Origin of the sequence: Pantoea sp. B9002, from assembly GCF_013385945.1 — a bacterium.
Taxonomy (GTDB): Bacteria; Pseudomonadota; Gammaproteobacteria; order Enterobacterales; family Enterobacteriaceae; genus Pantoea.
Genome location: NZ_JACAPA010000005.1, coordinates 111,049 through 132,961 on the forward strand (window position 1 = coordinate 111,049; position 21,913 = coordinate 132,961).

Annotated in this window: 22 protein-coding genes; 12 read left to right on the forward strand and 10 right to left on the reverse strand. The window is 53.9% G+C overall.

Annotated features, from left to right (window positions below):
* Positions 1–14: 14 nt before the first annotated feature.
* From HX773_RS03715 to osmV, 3 genes are read left to right on the forward strand one after another with little or no spacing between them, the layout of a single operon-like run.
* On the forward strand, positions 15–941 hold the full coding sequence (locus tag HX773_RS03715; RefSeq protein ID WP_176970482.1) for a glycine betaine ABC transporter substrate-binding protein: 927 nt from the start codon (positions 15–17) through the stop codon (positions 939–941).
* Positions 942–950: 9 nt separating this feature from the next.
* Positions 951–1,598, forward strand: coding sequence for an osmoprotectant ABC transporter permease OsmW (gene osmW / locus HX773_RS03720; protein ID WP_176970483.1), 648 nt, complete (start codon positions 951–953; stop codon positions 1,596–1,598).
* Positions 1,598–2,734 (forward strand): osmoprotectant ABC transporter ATP-binding protein OsmV, encoded by a 1,137-nt coding sequence (osmV, locus tag HX773_RS03725; RefSeq protein ID WP_101764353.1) that lies wholly within the window; start codon positions 1,598–1,600, stop codon positions 2,732–2,734. Before osmW ends, osmV begins: the two co-directional genes overlap by 1 nt.
* A gap of 140 nt (positions 2,735–2,874) precedes the next feature.
* Here osmV and HX773_RS03730 read toward each other — a convergent pair whose 3' ends face one another.
* The 4 genes from HX773_RS03730 to HX773_RS03745 form a co-directional block, all read right to left on the reverse strand.
* On the reverse strand, positions 2,875–4,248 hold the full coding sequence (locus tag HX773_RS03730; RefSeq protein WP_176970484.1) for a nucleobase:cation symporter-2 family protein: 1,374 nt from the start codon (positions 4,246–4,248) through the stop codon (positions 2,875–2,877).
* Positions 4,249–4,426: 178 nt separating this feature from the next.
* Positions 4,427–5,131, reverse strand: a complete 705-nt coding sequence (gene bioD, locus HX773_RS03735; protein ID WP_176970485.1) for a dethiobiotin synthase — start codon at positions 5,129–5,131, stop codon at positions 4,427–4,429.
* Positions 5,132–5,233: 102 nt separating this feature from the next.
* Positions 5,234–6,451 carry an ROK family protein gene (locus HX773_RS03740; protein ID WP_176970486.1) on the reverse strand — a complete coding sequence of 406 codons (1,218 nt, stop codon included), beginning with the start codon at positions 6,449–6,451 and terminating at the stop codon, positions 5,234–5,236.
* 134 nt (positions 6,452–6,585) lie between these two features.
* Positions 6,586–7,482: a LysR family transcriptional regulator gene (locus HX773_RS03745; RefSeq protein ID WP_176970487.1), complete on the reverse strand. Its 897-nt coding sequence runs from the start codon at positions 7,480–7,482 to the stop codon at positions 6,586–6,588.
* A gap of 94 nt (positions 7,483–7,576) precedes the next feature.
* Here HX773_RS03745 and HX773_RS03750 point away from each other — a divergent pair, with 94 nt between their 5' ends.
* From HX773_RS03750 to HX773_RS03760, 3 genes are all read left to right on the forward strand, one after another.
* The gene (locus HX773_RS03750; protein WP_176970488.1) at positions 7,577–8,833 is read left to right on the forward strand and encodes an MFS transporter; all 1,257 of its coding nucleotides are present in this window, start codon (positions 7,577–7,579) and stop codon (positions 8,831–8,833) included.
* 168 nt (positions 8,834–9,001) lie between these two features.
* The gene (locus tag HX773_RS03755) at positions 9,002–9,259 is read left to right on the forward strand and encodes a hypothetical protein (RefSeq protein WP_176970489.1); all 258 of its coding nucleotides are present in this window, start codon (positions 9,002–9,004) and stop codon (positions 9,257–9,259) included.
* 365 nt (positions 9,260–9,624) lie between these two features.
* Positions 9,625–10,809: a sugar transporter gene (locus HX773_RS03760; RefSeq protein ID WP_176970490.1), complete on the forward strand. Its 1,185-nt coding sequence runs from the start codon at positions 9,625–9,627 to the stop codon at positions 10,807–10,809.
* A gap of 83 nt (positions 10,810–10,892) precedes the next feature.
* Here HX773_RS03760 and HX773_RS03765 read toward each other — a convergent pair whose 3' ends face one another.
* Positions 10,893–11,150, reverse strand: coding sequence for a YdgH/BhsA/McbA-like domain containing protein (locus HX773_RS03765; protein WP_101764345.1), 258 nt, complete (start codon positions 11,148–11,150; stop codon positions 10,893–10,895).
* Positions 11,151–11,445: 295 nt separating this feature from the next.
* Here HX773_RS03765 and HX773_RS03770 point away from each other — a divergent pair, with 295 nt between their 5' ends.
* Entirely contained in the window at positions 11,446–12,099 is a 654-nt protein-coding gene (locus HX773_RS03770) for a TetR/AcrR family transcriptional regulator (protein ID WP_176970491.1), read from the forward strand.
* Positions 12,100–12,166: 67 nt separating this feature from the next.
* On the opposite strand, the gene rhaM is transcribed toward HX773_RS03770, so the two are convergent.
* Genes rhaM through rhaB form a run of 4 tightly spaced genes read right to left on the reverse strand, consistent with a single transcriptional unit; the run spans position 12,167 to position 16,045 of the window.
* Positions 12,167–12,481, reverse strand: a complete 315-nt coding sequence (gene rhaM / locus HX773_RS03775; RefSeq protein WP_008108878.1) for an L-rhamnose mutarotase — start codon at positions 12,479–12,481, stop codon at positions 12,167–12,169.
* Positions 12,471–13,313, reverse strand: a complete 843-nt coding sequence (gene rhaD, locus HX773_RS03780; RefSeq protein ID WP_176970492.1) for a rhamnulose-1-phosphate aldolase — start codon at positions 13,311–13,313, stop codon at positions 12,471–12,473. The genes rhaM and rhaD overlap by 11 nt, the downstream gene beginning before the upstream one ends.
* 10 nt (positions 13,314–13,323) lie before the next feature.
* Positions 13,324–14,580 (reverse strand): L-rhamnose isomerase, encoded by a 1,257-nt coding sequence (locus HX773_RS03785; protein WP_176970493.1) that lies wholly within the window; start codon positions 14,578–14,580, stop codon positions 13,324–13,326.
* Positions 14,573–16,045 (reverse strand): rhamnulokinase, encoded by a 1,473-nt coding sequence (gene rhaB, locus HX773_RS03790; protein ID WP_176970494.1) that lies wholly within the window; start codon positions 16,043–16,045, stop codon positions 14,573–14,575. The genes HX773_RS03785 and rhaB overlap by 8 nt, the downstream gene beginning before the upstream one ends.
* A gap of 290 nt (positions 16,046–16,335) precedes the next feature.
* Here rhaB and rhaS point away from each other — a divergent pair, with 290 nt between their 5' ends.
* Both rhaS and rhaR read left to right on the forward strand, forming a co-directional pair.
* Positions 16,336–17,157: an HTH-type transcriptional activator RhaS gene (gene rhaS / locus HX773_RS03795; protein WP_176970495.1), complete on the forward strand. Its 822-nt coding sequence runs from the start codon at positions 16,336–16,338 to the stop codon at positions 17,155–17,157.
* A gap of 15 nt (positions 17,158–17,172) precedes the next feature.
* Positions 17,173–18,039 (forward strand): HTH-type transcriptional activator RhaR, encoded by an 867-nt coding sequence (gene rhaR / locus HX773_RS03800; RefSeq protein ID WP_176970496.1) that lies wholly within the window; start codon positions 17,173–17,175, stop codon positions 18,037–18,039.
* A 27-nt stretch (positions 18,040–18,066) separates the two neighbouring features.
* Here rhaR and rhaT read toward each other — a convergent pair whose 3' ends face one another.
* Entirely contained in the window at positions 18,067–19,101 is a 1,035-nt protein-coding gene (rhaT, locus tag HX773_RS03805) for an L-rhamnose/proton symporter RhaT (RefSeq protein ID WP_176970497.1), read from the reverse strand.
* A gap of 366 nt (positions 19,102–19,467) precedes the next feature.
* On the opposite strand from rhaT, the gene HX773_RS03810 reads away from it, so the two are divergent.
* The 3 genes from HX773_RS03810 to aldA all read left to right on the forward strand — a co-directional run bounded on the left by HX773_RS03810 (position 19,468) and on the right by aldA (position 21,543).
* Entirely contained in the window at positions 19,468–19,791 is a 324-nt protein-coding gene (locus HX773_RS03810; RefSeq protein WP_101764337.1) for a hypothetical protein, read from the forward strand.
* A gap of 14 nt (positions 19,792–19,805) precedes the next feature.
* Positions 19,806–19,904, forward strand: a complete 99-nt coding sequence (locus HX773_RS03815; RefSeq protein WP_008108862.1) for a YoaK family small membrane protein — start codon at positions 19,806–19,808, stop codon at positions 19,902–19,904.
* 202 nt (positions 19,905–20,106) lie between these two features.
* On the forward strand, positions 20,107–21,543 hold the full coding sequence (gene aldA / locus HX773_RS03820) for an aldehyde dehydrogenase (RefSeq protein ID WP_176970498.1): 1,437 nt from the start codon (positions 20,107–20,109) through the stop codon (positions 21,541–21,543).
* Positions 21,544–21,913: the final 370 nt, after the last annotated feature.

Genomic DNA, 21,913 nt, shown 5'->3' on the forward strand with positions numbered 1-21,913 from the left:
CAAGGAGTTTTGTGATGGCCAATGCCAATAAGCTGGCGCGCTGGGTTAAACGTACTGCGCTGGCACTCACCGCGACGCTGGCAATCAGCCAAAGCGCCGCGGCTGCAACCCCGATTACCATGGCAACCAAGAGCTTTACGGAGCAGCACATCCTCTCTGCGATGACGGTGATCTGGCTGCAAAAGAAAGGTTTTCAGGTGATCCCCAAGACCAATATCGCCACCACTATTGGTCGTAACGCGATGATCAATAAACAGATTGATATGACATGGGAATACACCGGTACTTCGCTGATCATCTTTAACCACATCAATAAGCCGATGTCGACCGAAGACGCGTATAAAACGGTGAAACAGCTGGATGCGAAGTTGGGCCTGGTGTGGCTCAATCCTGCACCGATGAACAATACCTATGCGTTTGCCATGCAACGCGATCGCGCGGACAAAGAAGGCATCAATACCATGTCGCAACTGGTGGCGAAGCTGGAAGAGGTACGCAAGAACGATCCGGATCATAACTGGAAACTCGGCTTGGACCTGGAATTCTCGGGCCGCTCCGATGGCCTGAAGCCGTTGCAGAAAGCCTACAACATGCCGCTCGACCGTCCGCAGATTCGCCAGATGGATCCCGGCTTAGTCTACAACGCGATTCGCGATGGCTTTGTTGACGCGGGCTTGATCTACACCACCGATGGCCGCGTGAAAGGGTTTGAACTCAAAGTGTTAGAGGATGATAAGCACTTCTTCCCGAGTTACAACGTCACGCCTGTCGTGCGTCAGGATGTGCTGGAGAGCCATCCCGGCTTGGATACGGCGCTCAATCAGCTCTCCGCGTTGATTAATGACGAAGCGATCACCGAGATGAACAAGCGTGTCGATATTGATCATCAGTCGCCGCAACAGGTGGCGCGTGATTTCCTTCAATCCAAGAACATGCTGTAAGGAGGCGCTGTGGATACCTTGCATTACATCATGAATAACTGGCACACCTTGATGACGCTCACCTGGCAACACACGTGGCTGGTGCTGGTCGCGGTTGGTTTCGCCATTATCGTTGGCGTGCCGCTGGGCATTTTGATTGTGCGCTTTAAGTGGCTGGCCACGCCGGTGCTCGGCATCGCCACCATTGTGTTAACCATTCCAACCATCGCATTGTTTGGTTTGATGATTCCGCTGTTTTCTGTGATCGGTCAGGGCATTGGCGCCCTTCCCGCCATTACCGCCGTGTTTCTCTACTCGCTGCTACCAATTGTGCGTAACACCCACACCGCGCTGGAGAATTTGTCTCCCGGACTGCGTGAAGCCGGGCGCGGGATTGGCATGACCTTCTGGCAGCGTCTGCGCTGGGTAGAAATTCCGATGGCGCTGCCGGTGATTTTTGGTGGTATTCGTACGGCGGTGGTGATGAACGTCGGCGTGATGGCGATTGCCGCCGTGATTGGTGCGGGCGGTTTGGGCCTGCAACTGCTCGACGGTATCAGCGGCAGTGATGTGCGCATGCTGATTGCCGGTGCTTTGATGATTTGTTTGCTCGCGATTGTGCTTGATTGGCTGCTGCACCGTTTGCAGTCGGCGCTGACTCCTAAGGGGATTCGATAATGATAAAACTGGAAAACCTGACGAAAACCTTTACGCAAAAGAACGGCACGTCACTCAATGCCGTGGATAACGTCAGCCTTGAAGTGCCTGCCGGGGAAATGTGCGTGCTGCTCGGCCCATCGGGTTGTGGCAAAACCACCACCCTGAAGATGATTAACCGTTTGATTCCGTCCTCAAGCGGCAGGATTTTGATCAACGGTGAAGACACCAGCGGACAAGATACCGTCACCCTGCGCCGCAATATTGGCTATGTCATCCAGCAGATTGGTCTGTTCCCGAACATGACCATCGAGGAGAACATTACCGTGGTGCCGCGCATGCTGGGCTGGGATAAGAAGCGCTGCCGCGAACGCGCCACGGAATTGATGAGCATGGTGGCGCTCGATCCGACCAAGTTCCTGCATCGCTATCCGCGTGAAATGTCCGGCGGTCAGCAGCAGCGTATTGGCGTGATTCGCGCGCTGGCCGCGGATCCACCGGTATTGCTGATGGATGAACCTTTCGGTGCGGTCGACCCGATCAACCGTGAAGTGATTCAGAACGAATTCCTTGAGATGCAGCGCCAGTTGAAGAAGACCGTGATGCTGGTTAGCCATGATATTGATGAAGCGCTGAAGCTCGGCGACCGCATTGCGGTGTTTGGTCAGGGCAAAATTGTGCAGTGCGCCAGCCCGGATGAATTGTTAGCCAAACCGGCGAATGACTTTGTTGGCTCCTTTGTCGGTCAGGACCGTACGCTGAAACGTTTGTTACTGGTGCAGGCGGGCGATGTCACCGATCAGCAGCCCACCATCACCGTGCAGCGTAATACGCCACTGCAGGAAGCTTTCGCCACCATGGACGATAACGATATGCGTTCGGTGACGGTGGTTGATGAAGATGGCAAGCCGCTGGGATTTGTGAAGCGTCGTGAAGCGCGCGGCGCCACTGGCCGCTGCGAAGAGATGCTGCATACCTTTAAAGTGACGGGCAAAGCGGAAGAGAACCTGCGCGTGGTGCTGTCGAAGCTGTATGAACACAACACAGTGTGGATGCCGATCGTCGATGAGGAAGGTCGTTATAGCGGCGAGATATCGCAGGATTACATTGCCGATTATCTCAGTTCTGGACGTACGCGCCGTCGGTTGAATCCGTAAACCGCACAATGCTTGAAACGCAGGAAGAGGCGGCAGAAGAGTAACGTGTCCCGCGCCATGGATGGCGCGGGCCAAGCCCCAGGGATGGTTTATGGCGTCTTTACGATCTGCCGCCTCTTCTTGCGTATGCACCCTGCACGTTAGTGCGACTCCTCAGCCGTTTTTGCCGCGACTGCTTCGCTGCGCTCTGAAGGCAAAACGACATTCAAAATAATCGCCAGCATCCCGCCGGTAGTCACCGCGTGACCAAACAGGTTGCTTATCAGCGTCGGGAACTGTTTCAGTACTTCAGGCACCGCTTCGACACCCAAGCCGATACCAAACGACACGGCAACGATTAACATCTCGCGACGGCCTAGCGGCGTTTGCGTCATCACGCGGATGCCGGCCGCCACCACGCTCCCAAACATCACGATGGTCGCGCCGCCCAGCACTGGCGGTGGAATCTGCTGCAGCATGTAGCCAATCGCCGGGAACATACCGAGCAGCACCAGCATCACGCCGATCACCATGCCAACGTAACGGCTGGCGACGCCGGTCATCTGGATGACGCCATTATTTTGCGCAAAAGTGGTGTTGGGAAAGGCAGAGAACACGGCGGCAAGCAAGCAGCTGATGCCATCGGCGAAAATACCGCCCTGCATGCGGCGCTCAAACGCTTCGCCTTCAATCGGCTGCTGCGACAACATGCAGTTCGCCGTAAGGTCGCCCACCGCTTCAATCACGGCAATCACCGATACCAGCGCGATGGGAATGAAGATGGTCCAGTCAAAAGCAAAACCAAAACGGAACAGCGTCGGCAGTACCAGCCACGGCGTATCGGCCATCGGCTTGATAGTGAGATGGCCGGTTAACGCCGCAGCGATACAGCCCGCGGCAATGCCTGCCACCACGGCAACCAGCCGCGTCCAGCGATTTTGCGAACGGTTAAGTACGATAATCACCAGCAGCGTCAAGGCACCGAGCGCCAGATTGCCGGGTGCGCCAAAATCGCTGGCGTTATGTCCGCCAGCCCAATCGGTGATGCTGACTTTGATCAGGCTGATACCAATCAAGGTAATAACGGTGCCGGTAACAACCGGCGTCAACACTTTGCGCAATGGCGCGATGCAGCGGCTGATCAACATCGGAATCATCGCCGCCACCAGGTTGCAGCCAAAGATCATCGCCATGATCTCTTCAGGCGAACCGCCGCGCGCTTTGACCATCAATCCGCCCGACAGAATCACACCGAGAAAGGCAAAGCTGGTGCCCTGCAGGCAGATCATGCCTGCGCCAATGCCCATAAAGCGGCGCGCCTGCAGGAAAGTACCGAGACCGGAAACTAACAGCGACATGCTGATCAGATAAGGGATCCACACCTGTAATCCCAATACGGAACCAATAATCAGCGGCGGCGTAATGATGCCCACCACGCTGGCCAGCACATGTTGCAATGCGGCACAAAATGCAGGCAATGGACCGATACGGTCATTCAGCCCATACAACAAACCTTTCTCATCTGATTGCGACATACAGGTGCTCCGGCAAGATATTCATCAGAATCGCTGATGCATGAATCACGCCAGAACAAGGGGTTTTAAGAAAATTTGAATTAAGATATTGAATATTTAGGGAATTAACTCATTAAAGAGGATGGCTGGATCTGAAATCTTAGATTCAGCCATTGATCATTTGCGGCGCTTTGTTTCATCAGGCCGCAGGCTTTGCACTGTTGTCGTGCGTTGAATTGTCATCGAGCAGCGAAATATCCAGATAACCGCTCAGTTCCCGCTGTTCTGCGCGCGGCAGATAAGGCAACTCGCCTAATAAAGGTGCAGCTAACTTGTTACTTAAAACATCAATAATTTCAGCATAATGCGCCAGGCCGGGGTTAATACGGTTTGCTACCCAACCCACGAGTTGCAATCCATCCTGTGCAATTGCCTCGGCGGTCAGTAAAGCGTGGCTGATGCAACCTTCCTTAATGCCGACAACCAACACAACCGGCAAATGCTCCTGCCGTACCCAGTGGGACAAAGGCTGTAAGTCGTTCATTAAACTGCGCCAGCCGCCGGTACCTTCCACCACCACGCGTGCGGCGCGCTGCTGCAAATCGTTTAGACTGCGACTGAGCAACGGATAATCAATACGCTGCGACGCGCTGGTGCTGATTTCATCCTCTTCTAAGGCGATAGGATTGACGGCGGAATAAGTGAGAGCGAGACCCGAAGCCTGCTGTAACAGCATGGCATCTTTATTACGTAAGCCTTCAGATGTGAGTTGCGCGCTTTTGGCGACAGGCTTAAAACCTGCGGCGCACAGATTCGCCTTGGCAAAGCACTGTAATAACGCGCGTGATACCACGGTTTTACCCACCGCGGTGTCGGTACCGGTGACAAAAAGCGTTTTCACCATTATCCTCCTTCATTAAAGCGATGTGTAACGTGCGAAGGAGGCAGTTTAAGGAAATGTTTTCGCGGGCAGATTGCGTTAGGACAAACTTAAGGTGAGCTGTAATTATCCCTGCAACAGTTTTACCAATAAATGGCCGCTATAGAGCGCGTCTTTTATCAGTGCGGCGCCGCCAAAGGTGCCGGGATCGCTGAAAGCCGTTGGTGTGAGCTGGATTTCACTGCTGTATGCGGGCAAGGCTTGTTGTCGAATGGTACTGCTCACCGCAGGGAACAGCACATCGGCGGCCTGATTAAGCGGCGAACCGATAAGGATTTGTTGAGGATTAAAGATGTTGACCATCATCGCCAGCATGCGGCCAATATGATGTCCGACGCCCGCAATCACATCACGCGCCAGGCGATCGCCCTGCTGCGCGGCTGCGCATAAGCTCTCAATCGTCAGCGGTGCCTGATGCAATACACTGTCCGGCTGCGACGGCAAACGCTGGGCGGTGAGATTAAGCAAGCTTCCGATGCTGGCGACGGTTTCCAGACAGCCGTTATTGCCGCAATAACACTGCTGGCCGTAAGGATCGATTTGCGTATGACCAATTTCCACTAGCGTACGACCATTTTTATGCAGCAGTTGCCCGCCGCTGATCACGCCCGCGCCGACGGTTTCATCAATCACGATCTGAATTACATGTTGCGCGCCACTGGATGCGCCAAACAGCGCTTCGGCTAAGGTCCAGGCGGAAATATCATGCTGCACGAACACCGGCAAACCGGTGCGCTGCGCCAGCGTTTCTCCCAGCGGCATATCCTGCACGTCATAACCCGGCATACGATGGACCACGCCAGAAGCGGCGTTGATCAATCCTGGCAAGGTAATGGCGATGGCGGTTAAACGCTCCAGCTTGCTTTGATGGCGAATAAAGAAGTCATTCACTGTCTCGTGCAAGGTTTGCAGCAGCGGTTTGTCGGCGCTGGCGTGCAGCGGCAGGCGATCTTCCTGCAGCGCGCGGCTGCTGAGATCGCGCAGCGTCAGCGTAATGAATCCGGGCTGAATGCGAACGGCAAGATAGTGCCAGGCGAGCGTATCGAGGATCAAACCAATTGCGGGACGACCGCGACTGCCCGGCTCCTGAAATTCGGTTTCCTGAACCAGATGGGCATCAAGCATTTCACGCACGATTTTGGTAATGCTGGCGGGTGCTAACTGGGCACGTTTAGAAAGCTCAATACGCGAAATCGGGCCGTAAAGGTCAATCAGTCGGTAAACCACACCTGCGTTGGTCTGTTTTATCTGATCAATATGACCAGGTTGACTGTACAGATTCACGCCCTGCTCCCATTATTTTCGCGCTTCTAAATAAACAGCAGCTATGGTGATGCAGATTGCCCAGCAGCGTCAAATATTTGATTAGAAATGTGATTTATCGCACATAAAGTTTGTGCCCACCTTCACCCACTGGTTCAATTCTCCGCATTTTGTAGCATCAGCGACATCATATTGGTCATTTGCGCCGTCGGTTCTCGCGTTGCCGACCAGACCAGCCAAACTTCAGAAATCGCGTCGCTCTCCTGCAACGGGATCCACACCACATCAGCCAGACGCGCACGGCGGAACGACGCCGGCAAAATGGAAACGCCGAGTCCGGTCGCCACCAGACCAAGGATGGTCATCGCCTCGCCCACTTCCTGCGTAATGAAAGGTTTGATTTGATAGCGATGCAGCAGCGCCAGGATTTCACCGTACAACGCGGTGCCGCCTTGCGGATCGAAAAATACAAACGGCTCGTTGGCTAACGCCTGAATGGAAATTGACTCTGCATCGGCTAGCGGATGCGCCCAATGCACTACCGCGCACAGCGGCTCCCGCAGTAGCACGCGGTGCTGTAGATCGCTGGGCAGCGGCGTATTGCGCATCACTCCGAGATCGAGTCGATCGTCATGAAGTGGCGCAAGTTGCTGCCGCGTGTTGTTCTCCTGCATCTGAATGTGCACTTCCGGCCAACGCTGGCGGAATTGGTACAGCGCGTCAGAAACCAGACCGGTAAACGGCGCTGAGGAGGTAAAGCCGATGCGCAATTCGCCTTCCTGCCCGCTATGCACGCGTGCGGCGCGGCGGGCGGCCTGCTCGACCTGTAACAAAATGGCGCGTGCATCCTGCAAAAACAGCGCGCCGGCGGGCGTGATCTGTACGCTGCGATTGGTGCGGGTAAACAGCTGCGCGCCAATTTCCTGCTCCAGCTGCTGAATCTGCTGGCTTAGCGGCGGTTGCGAAATATTCAGGCGCTGCGCAGCGCGGCCAAAATGCAGCTCTTCCGCGACGGCAATGAAATAACGTAAATGACGCAGCTCAACATTCATATTTTAAACGTCTCATTTGAGATTATTAATATATTGTACAACCTATTCGCCCTTTCCTACAGTAACGGCATGATTGTTCAAACGAGGGTGTTCCGTGAGTCGCTCTTCTCAGGCGGTGATACTCGATGAAGACGAGTTGTCCGTAAAGCCTGCTCCAGCTGCAACCCCTTCAGAATGGATTGAACGCGGATCGCCGCAGTTTATGCGCGTGACGCTGGCGTTGTTCTCCGCCGGTCTTGCTACATTCGCCCTGCTGTATTGCGTGCAGCCCATTCTGCCGGTGCTATCGCAGCAATTTGGCGTTTCCCCGGCGCAAAGCAGTATTTCTCTCTCGCTATCGACCGGCTTAATGGCATTGGGATTGCTGTTTACCGGGCCGCTGTCAGATGCGATTGGGCGTAAATCGGTGATGGTTACCGCGCTATTGCTCGCCGCCATTTGTACCTTGATTTCCGCCACCATGAGCAGCTGGCAAGGGATTTTGCTGATGCGTGCGCTGATTGGTTTGTCACTGAGCGGGGTTGCGGCGGTTGGCATGACCTATCTGAGTGAAGAGATTCATCCACGCGTTATCGCCTTTACGATGGGGCTGTATATCAGCGGTAACTCGATTGGCGGTATGAGCGGACGTCTGTTGACGGGCGTATTGACCGATTTCTTCTCGTGGCGCGTTGCGGTGGGCGTTATTGGCTGCTTCGCGTTGGCGGGCGCGCTGATGTTCTGGAAAATCCTGCCTGCTTCCCGTCATTTCCGTCCGGCCTCGCTTCGTCCGCGCAGTTTGCTGATCAACTTCCGTCTGCACTGGCGCGACAAAGGTCTGCCGCTGCTGTTCGCTGAAGGCTTCCTGCTGATGGGCGCGTTCGTCACGCTGTTCAACTACATAGGCTATCGCTTGCTGAGTGCGCCGTGGTCGCTGAGCCAGGCGGTGGTGGGATTGCTGTCGGTGGTGTATCTGACCGGCTCGTGGAGTTCACCGAAAGCCGGCGCAATGACCAGCCGCTTTGGACGCGGTCCGGTGATGATTGGCGCGACTGCGATCATGCTGGCGGGATTGCTGCTAACGGCGTTTAACTCACTGTGGCTGATTTTGCCCGGCATGATGCTGTTCACCGCAGGATTCTTTGCGGCACACTCTGTTGCCAGCGGCTGGATTGGCCCGCGTGCGCGCCGTGCTAAAGGCCAGGCATCGTCACTCTATCTGTTTAGCTATTACGTCGGATCCAGCGTGGCGGGTACTTTGGGCGGCGTGTTCTGGCACAACTATGGCTGGATGGGCGTAACGGCATTCATTAGCCTGCTATTATTAATGGCTTTGCTGGTCGGCTGGCGTTTGCAGTGCCGGAAACTGTAATACCTTTCATCTGTTAAACGGGGCTAATGCGCCCCGTTCTCTCCTCAAGTCCACGCCATCCGGCGATCTCACAGTCCCAAATAAAACAAAACGGCCATTCGTCGCTATAATTCATTCCATTCCAACAATAGTTAGACTTTTATTATTTCACAGCAATGAGGACGTTAGATGGAACTCTATTATTACGTCGATAAGCATGCCGGCTATAACGACAACCATGTAGTACATGCAACGGGATGCCCGTTCTTACCCGCCGATGAGGCACGCCGTTTTCTTGGGACTTTCTACACGCCAAATGCCGCCATCCAGCAAGCGCGTAAATTTTATGCCAGCGCGCTGGGCTGCGAACACTGCTGTCCGGTTGGGTTAAAAAAAAACATGACAACTCAAAATAGCGTGGCACTAAAACACATGGTGCGACTCTGATAATCATGATGTGAGAGTGGTCAGTTGACCTAACTCTTTTGTTAAGCAGTACTGAGGCGTTTCATAATAACTATAAATTTAAATGTAATAATAACTGGACCTTAAGGTGCTCAAAGTGGCGTCAGGTCCAGTCGCCCCTTTCCCGCTATCGTTACTGCTGCTCACTCTCACGTTAATGTCAGAAAGCGTAATAACCTCAGGCTATTAACAACGCCACTCTTGATAAAAAATATTCAGTAATAAAAGCCCGACAAACGGTTTCCCTTCGCTCATTAATGCTCCACAATAGCGGCAATTTGTGACTCCGGTCACTTTCTGGGGTGCCTTTTCGCCCTTTCACTCGCCGTCTGACAGATTTGAACTCCATGCAATCTACTACTGTTTCCCGTAAAACGGCCTGGCTACGCGTTGTACTGCTGGCTATTGCTGCTTTTGTCTTTAACACCACAGAATTCGTGCCTGTCGGTCTGCTGTCGGATATCGCCGCCAGCTATGACATGAAGACTGCCGATGTTGGCATTATGCTGACCATCTATGCGTGGGTCGTCGCGCTATTGTCGCTGCCGCTGATGCTGTTAACGCGCAATATTGAGCGTCGCCTGCTGTTGGCCGTGTTGTTCATCGTGTTTGTTGCCAGCCATGTGCTTTCGTCTGTGGCATGGGATTTCACCTCGCTGGTGATCTCGCGCATTGGTATTGCCTTGGCGCACGCCGTGTTCTGGTCAATTACCGCTTCGCTGGCCATTCGCGTGGCACCTGCGGGTAAGAAAACTCAGGCGTTAAGTATGCTGGCAACCGGTACCGCGCTGGCGATGGTGCTGGGCGTGCCGATTGGGCGTATCGTCGGTCAATATCTTGGCTGGCGCACTACCTTCGGCATGATCGGCTTGTCTGCATTGGTGTTGCTGATTTTGCTGATGCGCATACTGCCGCGTCTGCCGAGCGAGCACACCGGTTCACTGAGTAGCGTACCGATGTTATTCCGCCGTCCGGCGCTGGTGGCAATGTACGTTCTGGTTACCGTGGTGGTGACGGCGCATTACACCGCCTACAGCTACATCGAACCGTTTATGCAGGTGGTTGCCAATGCCGATGATAATTTCACCACCCTGCTTTTACTGCTGTTTGGATCGGCGGGCATTATTGGCAGCGTGCTGTTTAGTACGCTGGGCAATAAATTCCCTTCTGCGATGCTGATCGCCGCGATTGCGATGATCACGTTAAGCATGGGCTTACTGGTGTTTGCCGCAGTGCGTCCCGCTGCAATCACCGTGCTGTGCATCATTTGGGGCATGGCAATGATGATGATTGGTCTGGCGATGCAGGTGCGCGTTTTGGCGCTGGCACCGGATGCTACCGACGTCGCGATGTCGCTGTTCTCTGGTATCTACAACATCGGTATCGGCGCGGGTGCGCTGCTGGGTAATCAGGTCAGTTTGCATATGCAAATGTCGGATGTCGGTAACGTCGGCGGCATTATTGGCCTTGCCGCACTGTTTTGGTGTATCGCTATCTTCCGCCGCTATCCTCAGCTGCGTTCCAACGGATAAGAAAAAAGGCTTCAGAAGGGTTATCTTCTGAAGCCTTTTATTCACTTCCTACGGAATGCTTAATTGAACCCCGCTCAATTCTCTTAGTTATAAATTACTGCTGTGCCATTTAGCTTGTTGTTGCCAGAGGTCGAAGTGATGCGGAATGACTTTGCTCCGGCAGCACTGGCCTTTTCCGCTAGCTGATTCTCCAGCGATGTCAGGTTGGTGCTACCTGATGCGCTAACCACACCAATTTGTTGTTGATTCAGCGGCGCTTCGTTTACTAAGTCTGCAGCCATGCTACCAAACGCGATTGAAGACAATGCTACAGCGGCCAGGGTCAGTTTGATGCTTTTCATAATTTTGCTCTCTTAAACAGATGAATTGGGGTCGGTCGCGATTAAGTTAACAACCGTTAATTAAATGCTACTGCCGAATGGGTGCGCGCGTCAATCATTTTATTAACGGTCATTATTTTAATCGGAAGTGGCGTGATTATGGGCTTCCCAGCCCTTTTTGACTTATCCATCTGGGTGCTTGCGCCAGCCAAAAGCACAAACGGGCAAAGACCAACAGGCTCATTCCGGGCTGCGCTTGCATATTTATTTAATGATCGGTAATTTAATTGGGTGTTTCTACGCTTTGAGGTGCCCAATGACAGAAGTTATCGATGTGGTGAACAGGAAAACGCGCGGCCGTCCGAAAGTGTTTGATCGCAACGATGCCCTGGACAAGGCATTGATGTTGTTCTGGGCGCATGGCTATGAAGGCACTTCGCTGTCCGATTTGGTTAACGCAACCGGCGCTAAAGCCCCAACTCTTTATGCTGAGTTTGAAAATAAAGAAGGGTTATTCCGTGCAGCGATGCAGCGATACATTGAAACGTTCAGCGCGCAACGCAACGCCGTGCTAAATGACGATGCATTAGACGTGAAAACGGCCATTGAAGCCTATTTTCGCGCAACCGCCGCATGCTTCACCGAATGTGATAAGCCTGCTGGTTGTTTCTTCATTTGTACCTCGAGCGCGCTCTCTTCCGGCTCAGAAGAAGTGGCGCAAATGCTGGCGCAGCAGCATCACGCGCAGGAATCAGCGTTAAAAGCATTTCTTGATACCCGGCAGCAGCGCGGCGAGTTACCGCAATGTGCCAATAGTGAAACGTTAGCCCACTATCTGGCGTGTTTACTGCAGGGAATGTCGGTGCGTGCGCGTGAAGGCGCTAATCGTGAGGATCTTGACCAGATCGTGGATACGCAGATGGCAATCTGGCCCGCTCTGGCGGGATATTGTGAATTGAGCACCAAATAAATTTCAGGCCGACTTCCGTGTCGGCCTGAAATTATTGCCTCAATATGAATACTGAGGCGAGCGCGCGTTAAGGCAGGAAAAACATTGGTTTTAACGCCGCACTCACCGGACTGTTATCCGGATTCGATGGCATTAAATCCTTCATTGATGCCCACCAGCGCTGACACACTTCCGTTTTTGCCACTGCTTCCCAGCGCGCTTCAGACTCAATTTCCACGCTGGCAAACAGCAGATTGCGTTCAGCATCCAGCCAGATAGCGTAATTATGCGCGCCATGCGCTTTTAGCGTCTCGGCCAGCTCCGGCCAAATTGGCGTATGACGACGCAGATACTCATCGTGGCAGTGTGCATGCACCTGCATCACAAAGGCTTTACGCAACATCGCTGCGCTCCGCCTGCAGAGCGGCTTGCCACGGCTTAACGTTGAAGCGTTCACCCAGCGCGATCAACTGCTCAGTGGTGATGCTTTGACGAATACCGCCCATCGACAGCGCTTTCACTACCACTTCGGAGGATTTCTCCGCAGTATCGATCAGGCCAAAAGTCTCATCGAGGTTTGGACCCGCGCCAAAGATGCCATGGAACGGCCACATCACAATACTGTGATTTGCCATCGCGTCAGCAGTTGCCTGACCAATGCCGTCGGTGCCGGGCACCATCCACGGCAGAATGCCGACGCCATCCGGGAACACCACCAGACATTCGGTGCTGCCTTCCCACAACAGGCGTGTAAAGCGTGCGGAATCCAGATCGACCACATAGCTCAGCGCCATAAAGTTGGTGGCGTGGCAGTGCATAATGACGCGATCAACGCCGTTTGAGACCTGCTTGCGCACGCTGTGCGACTGAAAGTGTGCTGCCAGCTCTGACGTTGGCAGGCCGCCGTTACTCAAACCCCAATGGATTTTGTATGACAAGCCTTTGTCATCGACCTGCAGTAGCGCCAGACAGTCGGCCGGGTCGATCTGAACGTTACGGAAAAACTTACCCGATCCGGTGACCAGGAACCAATCATTGGCCAGCGCTGGAGCAGGTTTGGTCAGCTCAATACAGCGCGGCTCAGCGTAGAAATCACCGGCGAAATCTTTAACTTCTTCCTGCAGTAAACGTAAGCTGACGTTGCCGCCATTACGCTCATCCCAGCCTTTCAACCACATGTCGCTGGTCGCTTTAACCATTCCCTGAACAAAAGCGGAAGAGAGAATATTTTGCATGGTGTGTCCCTTAACGTTGACGCAGTGTTTGTTGTTCATAATGACGGACTTCGCTCAGCCAGCTGGCATCAGCAGGGACATCGTGGCGCAGACACCAGGCTTCCCACACCGCTTGCCACGGCAACGACTTTTGTTCTTCCAGCATCGCCAGGCGACCGGTGTAATCCCCTTCGCTCTCCAGCTTGCGTAACTGATCGGTAGGTTCCAGCAGCGCACGCAGCAGCGCTTTTTTGGCATTGCGTGTCCCAATTACCCACGCCGCGATGCGGTTGATAGACGCATCAAAGAAGTCGAGACCGATATGCACTTTGTCGAACAGTTTGTGGCGCGCAATCTCGGTAGCGATGGCCTGGGTTTCATCGTCGAGAATCACCACGTGATCGCTGTCCCAGCGTACCGGACGGCTAACGTGCAGCAGCAGGCGCGGCACATACAGCATGGCCGTGGAGATCTTGTCGGAAATAACTTCGGTTGGATGGAAGTGGCCGGCGTCCAGAGTCAGCGCGGTCTGGCGGCTGCTGGCATAACCCAGGCAGAATTCATTGGAACCCACGGTGTAGCTTTCTGCGCCGATGCCAAACAGTTTGCTCTCTACCGCATCGATGTGGTGCGCGGGATTGAGTTTTTCACTGATCACTTCATCAAGCGCACTCGCCAGGCGTTGACGCGGTCCCAGACGATCGACGGTGAGATCTTTCATTCCGTCCGGCACCCAGATATTCATTACGGATGCGGTACCCAGTTGCTCACCAAAGTGTGCAGAGATACGACGGCTGGCCTTGCAGTGGTCGATCCAGAACTGACGAATCCCTTTGTCGGCGTGTGACAAGGTAAAGCCATCGGCGCTCAGCGGATGGGAGAAGCAACTTGGATTAAAATCGAGGCCCAGCTTGTGCGTTTTGGCCCATTCTACCCAGTTGCTGAAATGTTTCGGTTCAATCGCATCACGATCGACCGGCTTATCGCTCTCCAGATAAATCGCATGCAGGTTGAGGCGTTTTGCACCTGGAATGAGTGACATCGCTTTTTCAACATCAGATCGCAGCTCATCAGCATTACGTGCACGTCCCGGATAGTTGCCGGTGGCCTGAATGCCGCCGGTCAGTTCACCGTTGGGATTTTCGAAGCCGCGCACGTCATCACCTTGCCAGCAGTGCATCGAGACCGGAATGCCATCCAGCTGTGCCATTACCTGTTCCACATCCACACCGATGGCGGCGTAGCGTTGTTTGGCCAGTTCGAAGGCCTGTTCAATCAGCTTAGTCATATGCAAGTTCCTTAGCAGGTTGGCTGAGCGCGGCAAAGCGTGCCTGATGGGCAGCGAAGGCGCTGTTGTTCAACGGTTCAAATTTTTCTAACGGGAAGTTTTGGCTAATGCAGCGGCGTAAATCGCTGACGTCACGCAGTTCGCCCAAAGCAATGAGCTGACAGCCGACGTTACCGAGCGTCGAGGCTTCAATCGGCCCCGCCAATACCGGCAGCTGGCAGGCATCGGCACACAATTGATTTAACAGCGGGTTCTGACTGCCACCGCCCACCACATGCAGTTGACGCAGCGGTGCAGCGCGCAGTGTGCCGAGTTCGCCAATCACCTGGCGATAGAGCAAGGCCAGACTGTCAAAGATGGTGCGAGCCAGCGCTGCAGGCGTCTGCGGAACGGGCATGTTCTGTTCGGCGCAGGCGTTTTGAATCTCCTGGACCATGCTGTCTGGGTTGATAAAACGGCTGTGATTGGGGTTAACAAGCGCACGACAGGCGGGTTCTTTTTCGGCTTCTTTGATCAGCGAACAGAGATCGGTAATTTGCAGCTCAGTGCAGACACGTTGCAGCAGCCACAAACCCATAATGTTCTTCAGAACGCGGTAGCCTTCTGCTCCACCTTCATTGGTTATGTTGGCATTGAGCGCCGCCGTGCTGACACAAGGCTGCAAGCTCTCAATCCCCATCAGTGACCAGGTTCCCGAGCTGAGATAAGCGGCATCATCCTGCATTAACGGCGTGGCCAAAACCGCGCTCGCTGTATCGTGTGTCGCAACCGCGATCACCGGAATACGGTTGCCGCTGGCGCTGGTCCAGTAGCCGACAGTGTTGCCCGGCGATGTTGGTTTCCCGAACCACTTGGCCGGCACGCCAGCCCACGCAAGCAAATCGCTGTCCCATTCACCGCTGTGAATATTGAGCAGTTGTGTGGTGGTAGCGTTGGTGTATTCCCAGTTCATCTGGCCGGTAAGGCGATAGTGCAGATAGTCAGGAATCATCAGCGCATGCTGCACTTTTTCCTGCCAATCTGGCTGCTGTTGATGCAGTGCGTGCAGTTGATAGAGCGTATTGAACGGCAAGAACTGAATGCCGGTGCGCTGATAGATTGTACCTTTGCCGAGATCGTTAATGGCCTGCGCCATGTGCCCTTCTGTGCGCTTATCGCGATAGCTTACCGCCTCGCCGACGCGCTCGCCGTTAGCATCCAGCAACACCAAATCAACGCCCCAGGTATCGATGCCGATGCTGTCCGGCACAATGCCTTCATCATCTAGCTGGGCCAGCCCTAAACGAATCTCCTGCTCCAGTCGATCCAAATCCCAACAATCATAATCTGCACGGCGCACACGCTGATTGGTGAAGCGACGCACTTCGCGCAGGCTGATCTGCTGATTCGCTGAACTCCATTGTGCGAGCATCACGCGCCCGCTGGATGCGCCTAAATCAATGGCAACAATGTTACGCATACTCATGGCGTGTTCTTCCTGTAATGAGATGACTACAGATTAGAAATCTCTGCTTTTTGCCACCTTCCCCTTACTGCCAGTGCGTAATAGTCACTGGCAGGCTGACAAAGAAGTTCGTGAGAAAGCTCACAGAACCACACAAGTGGCGAGATGTGAGCCTTGCCGCATTTCCGTCAATCGCTGGTGAGATCTTGAAAAATTAGCCATTTTCCTGCGTCACTAAGGTGAAAATTCAAGGTAAGGTGCGAGGCGCCTGCGTAGACTCGGCAACGGTTGAGTTAATTAAGAGGCGAATCATGACCGTTCTACATAGCGCAGATTTCTTCCCTGAAGGGAATTACGCCATCGCCATCGAGCCGCGCGTGCCGCAGCAGGCATTTCCGGAACACCATCATGATTTCCATGAAATTGTGTTGGTGGAACAAGGTTCTGGCATTCATGTGTTTAACGGTCAGCCACAAGCTTTATCCGCAGGATGCGTGTGCTTTGTGCGCGATCACGATCGTCATCTTTATGAGCAAACGGAAAATTTGTGTCTGACCAACGTGTTGTATCGCAGTCCGGCGTCATTCCGTTTTCTCTCGGGTTTGCAGGAGCTCCTGCCGCGCGAAGAAGAGGATCACTACGCGTCGCACTGGCGCATCAATCACAAGGTGATGGCGCAGGCGCTGCAAATCGTTACGCAGATGAAGCAGCAAGATGTGTGGTCGCTGGAACGTCACGCACGTCAGGAGCAACTTTTTCTGCAACTGCTGGTGTTGTTGCGCGAAGCGGCTCACAACGATCAATCACAGGATCAGGAAGCACGCTTACATCGGTTGCTCGACTGGCTCAATGAGCACTACAGTGAAGAGATTGTGTGGGATGCATTAGCCGATCGTTTTTCATTGTCGCTGCGCACTCTGCACCGCCAGATGAAGCAGCAAACCGGTAATACACCGCAGCGTTACCTTAATCGGCTTCGCCTGTTACAGGCGCGGCATTTACTGCGTCATAGCGATATGCGCATTACAGACATCGCCTACCAGTGTGGATTTGGTGACAGCAACCACTTCTCCACGCTGTTCCGGCGGGAATTTGGCTGTGCGCCCAGAGCGGAGCGCCAGCAGATGCTATAACTGGAGCGTTTCCTCATGTCGCTGATCTTAACGCGCGAAGACTATTTTCCGGCCACCAATCTGCCGATTGCGGTGGCCGAGCGCATGCCGCAGCCCTCCTTCCCTCCGCACCGTCATGAATTCAGTGAAATCGTTATCGTCTGGCGCGGTAACGGCCTGCATGTGTTGAACGATCGTCCATGGTTGATAACCTGCGGCGACGTTTTTTACATTCACGATAACGACTGCCACAGTTATGACAGCGTCAACGATCTGGCGCTGGATAACATTCTTTACTGCCGCGATCGCTTTCGACTTGGCCTTGACTGGAGCCAGTTGCTGCCGCCGCAAGAAGAGGATTCGCCGGGCTGCTGGCGTTTGACCACCCGCGGGATGGCGTTAGCGCGCGGCGTGATTAGCCAGCTGGAGCGCGAAAGCCGCAAAAGTGATTCGCTATCAATTCAACTCTCTGAAGCGCTGTTTTTGCAACTCGCGCTGATTTTGCGCCGTCATGGTTATGCTGCCGATCGGCCCTGGGCATTACCTGAGGGTGAGCAGCTGGATCTGCTGATGTCGGCGCTGCAAGGTGCCATCAGCCGTCCATTCGATTTGGCGGTGTTCTGCCAGCAGAATCAGTTAAGCGAGCGCGCGTTGAAGCAGCTTTTTCGCCAGCAAACCGGTATGACCGTGGGACACTATCTGCGGCAGCTCCAGCTGTGCCAGGCGAAATATCTGCTGCGGACGCAGGATTGCTTAATCAGTGAAGTGGCCGCGCGTTGCGGCTTCGATGACAGTAACTACTTTTCAGTGGTGTTTACGCGAGAAACTGGTTTAACGCCGAGCGCGTGGCGGCAGCGTTTCCTGCCGCATCGCGAACTCTCAATTGAGAAAGTGAAAGCCTGACGCGCAGTAGCGGCGTCAGGCTTTACATCAGGCTGCCATGCCTAATCCAACAATGTTGGCAGCAATGATAATCACCACACAACCCAGTGACAGTACGCGAACCGGACGTTGACCCGCTGATTTCCACTCTTTCAGTACGAGACCAACCAAACCACCACACAGCACGTAGAGGCTCATATGCAGCATCCAACTGATGAAGTCATACTGTGCTGGGATTTTGGCGTGTCCCCAGGCGTAGAAGAAGAACTGCAGATACCACATGGTGCCGCCCAGCACAGCAAACGCGATATTGGCCAGCAGCATTGGTTTAGCGACGGAGAAATCACGGCGTACAGAAATATCGGTTTTTACCGCCAGACGGATAAAGCAGTAAGCCAGATTGATTAACGCACCACCGCCCATAATCACCACATAGCTTGGCAACGCAACATAGAGTGGATTGATACCCAGATTGGCTGCGGCTTCATGCATCGGCTTGGCGGCATCCATCGCAAACGACATGCCGGCCGAGAAGATGCCGCACATCACGGCCAGAATCAGCCCTTTTTTCAGATTGAATTCTTCGGCGTTGATGCCCAGCGCCCGCTCTTTTAACAGACCGGCACGCGATACAATCCCTACGCCGATCAACGCAACAAACACGCCGAGCAGTGTCATTCGTCCACCTGGTGAGCTGAACAGCTCGACAAAGCGGCCCTGCAGCAGCGGCGTCATCAGGGTTCCCACCACTAACGTGATACCGATGGCAATACCAATGCCCATCGACATCCCGAGGTAGCGCATGGTCAAACCATAGTTGATGTTACCGATGCCCCACATGGCACCAAACAGAAATACCGGCATCAGTTGAGAGAAACTGAAGCTGCCGTAATACGCCCAGAAGTTCGGCAGTAATACCGCACTGACTGCCCAGGGAAGAATCAGCCACGACATAACGCCGCCTACCGACCACATCGTTTCCCAGGACCACTTTTTCACCTGCTTAAATGGAGCATAAAAACAGGCGGCACTGGCGGCACCCACCAGATGCCAGAAAATACCTGCAATGATGGCACTGTTCATTGTTATTCCTTCGTAAGGTTGAGGCCAACAGGAAACCGGCGGTTTCCCGATTACCGGCAGTCTACGGTGGGCAGCTTTTCGTCAGCCTTTGGATGGCTGCCGGAAAGCGGAGGTTGCTGGCAAAATTCGGTGGGTCGTCAACATAAGGATCACAAAATCGCATTTGCAGGCAGGTCACGGGGTGATTTTTATAAGTGGCTTATTATTCAGCATATTTTTCTATTCTGCTGTGTCGATCAGCACAGTTTTTGATTCACTGCCACTGCAACCGTTAACATGGCAGTCACACAAAGCCGCGCACCAGACTTTCCCCGCAGGCGTTTAATCCGTATAACGTTGGGAAAATCATCAGGACGAAGGATTGAGATGAATACCAAAAGATTGCGGCTTTTGCTGTCACAATCGGTGAGCCGCGTGATGCTGGATGACATACGAGCCATCGTGCCGGCGCAGGCGCTTAACGTCTTTATTAATGGATTAGATGAAGCACATTACGCCACGCTAGATTGCGTGCAGAGCGAAGAGAATTGCGCCCTGCTGGCTTCGGTGATTGTGGTGTGGCGACAGCTGGGTCACGTTCATGCGATTCATTATCAGAAAGGTGAGCATCTGCGTCAGGTCGACGACGCCACGCAATTCCAGCTGTTCAGTATGATGAAAACCCATCGCGCGATCGTGCAGATCGCTTAACTCTCGGGATGACTATGAAAATCGGACTGCTTTTCCCTATTGCCATCATCATTGCTGGCGTCAGTTTTTTGGCGTGGTTTATTGCCAGCGGCGCGGCGATGCCGGGTTCCTGACATTTATTTAACATACGTTGAATCACCTCTAAGCCGCTGAAAGCGCGGCATTTCGCCAGGAATGCTGCGTCTGTCGTGCTGTTCTTCCCTTCTTTGCCATCCCTCAAGTCGCATTGGCAATAGCAAAAAGGTGCTACACCTTGATCTGTTTCACTCTGCACTTCACAAATCTTTAACGAAACCGATCGCGGAGAACCTGCACATGACAACACACCATCAACATTACATTAATGGCGCGTTTGTTGCCGATCAGAACGACAAGTGGATAGAAGTGATTAACCCGGCAACTGAGGCATTATTGTCGCGCGTGCCGGAAGGCAGTAAACACGATGCCGCGCAGGCCATCGACGCTGCTGAAGTGGCGCAGCCGGATTGGGAAGCGCTCCCCGCCGTTGAACGCGGCAACTGGCTGCGCAAAATTGCCGCTGCTATTCGTCAGCGTGAACCGGAACTGACCGCCACTATCGTCGCCGAAGGCGGCAAAACTCAAGGTCTGGCGCAAACTGAAGTGCTATTTACTGCTGATTATCTGGAGTACATGGCCGAATGGGCACGCCGTTATGATGGCGAGATCGTTAACAGCGATCGTCCCAACGAAAACATCTTCGTGTTCAAGAAAGCAATTGGCGTCACCACCGGCATTCTGCCGTGGAACTTCCCCTTCTTCCTGATTGCGCGTAAAGCCGCGCCCGCGCTGGTGACCGGCAATACCATTGTTATTAAACCTAGTGAGCTGACGCCTAACAATGCGGCGATTTTTGCACAAATCATCCATGAAATTGGTCTGCCAAAAGGCGTGATCAACTTTGTTTACGGCTATGGCCCGGAGATTGGTCAGGAGCTGGCAGGCAACCCGAAAGTCGGGCTGGTCAGTCTGACCGGCAGCGTCAACGCCGGTATCGCCACCATGGAAGCTGCGGCGAAAAATGTCACCAAAGTCTCGCTGGAGCTGGGCGGAAAAGCGCCGGCCATCGTCATGGATGATGCCGATCTCGATCTGGCGGTCAAAGCGATTGTTAGCTCCCGCGTGATCAACACCGGACAGGTGTGTAACTGTGCTGAACGCGTTTACGTGCAGGAAGGCATCTACGACCGCTTTATCAGCGCGCTGACTGCAGCCATGCAGCAGGTGAAATTTGGTAATCCGGCCGAGCAAAACGATATCGATATGGGGCCGCTAATCACTGCGGCCGCGCTGGAACGCGTTGAGCAGAAAGTGGCGAATGCGGTCGCGGATGGCGGCAAAGTAGTGCTGGGCGGCAAGCGTGCAGGCAGCAAAGGCTTCTATTTTGAGCCAACCATCATCACGGGCGTGCGTCAGGATATGGAGATTATGCAGCAGGAGATTTTTGGTCCAGTGCTGCCAGTGATGACTTTCAAAACCCTTGATGAAGCCGTAGCGCTGGCGAATGACTGTGAATATGGTCTGACCTCATCGATTTACACCCAGAACCTCAACACCGCGATGGTTGCCCTGCGTAAGTTGAAGTTTGGTGAAACCTACATCAACCGCGAGAATTTCGAGGCGATGCAAGGTTTCCATGCGGGCTGGCGTAAATCGGGCATTGGCGGTGCTGATGGCCGTCACGGTTTGGAAGAGTTCTTGCAGACGCACGTGGCGTATTTGCAGTTCTCGTAGAGAGTGATCTCCAGAAGCCATGAACAGCAAAATGCTTGTTAGTTAAGAAAGCATTTTTCTTCAGGATTGCTATTCGTGCGGGCACTGACACATCTGCTGCGTCACGGGCCGTCCTCGCGCCGCTAACGCGGTACCTTCGGCTTCCACGTTGTGCCAACGGACCGTTCGCGGATCGGCCATCCATGGCCGGCCCCGAACTGCCTCACGCATCCATGCGTGAGGCTCCTGGCCCAACGTAAAAGCCTCAGCGCTGCGAATAGCCCTTTTGCCGCAGCAGACGCGCCAGCGCCTCTGGCAAATGAGCCCTTTTCAATAATTCGCACTGAAGTTGATGAGCAGGCCGGGGCCGCTTTTGGGCCGGCAATCCGCA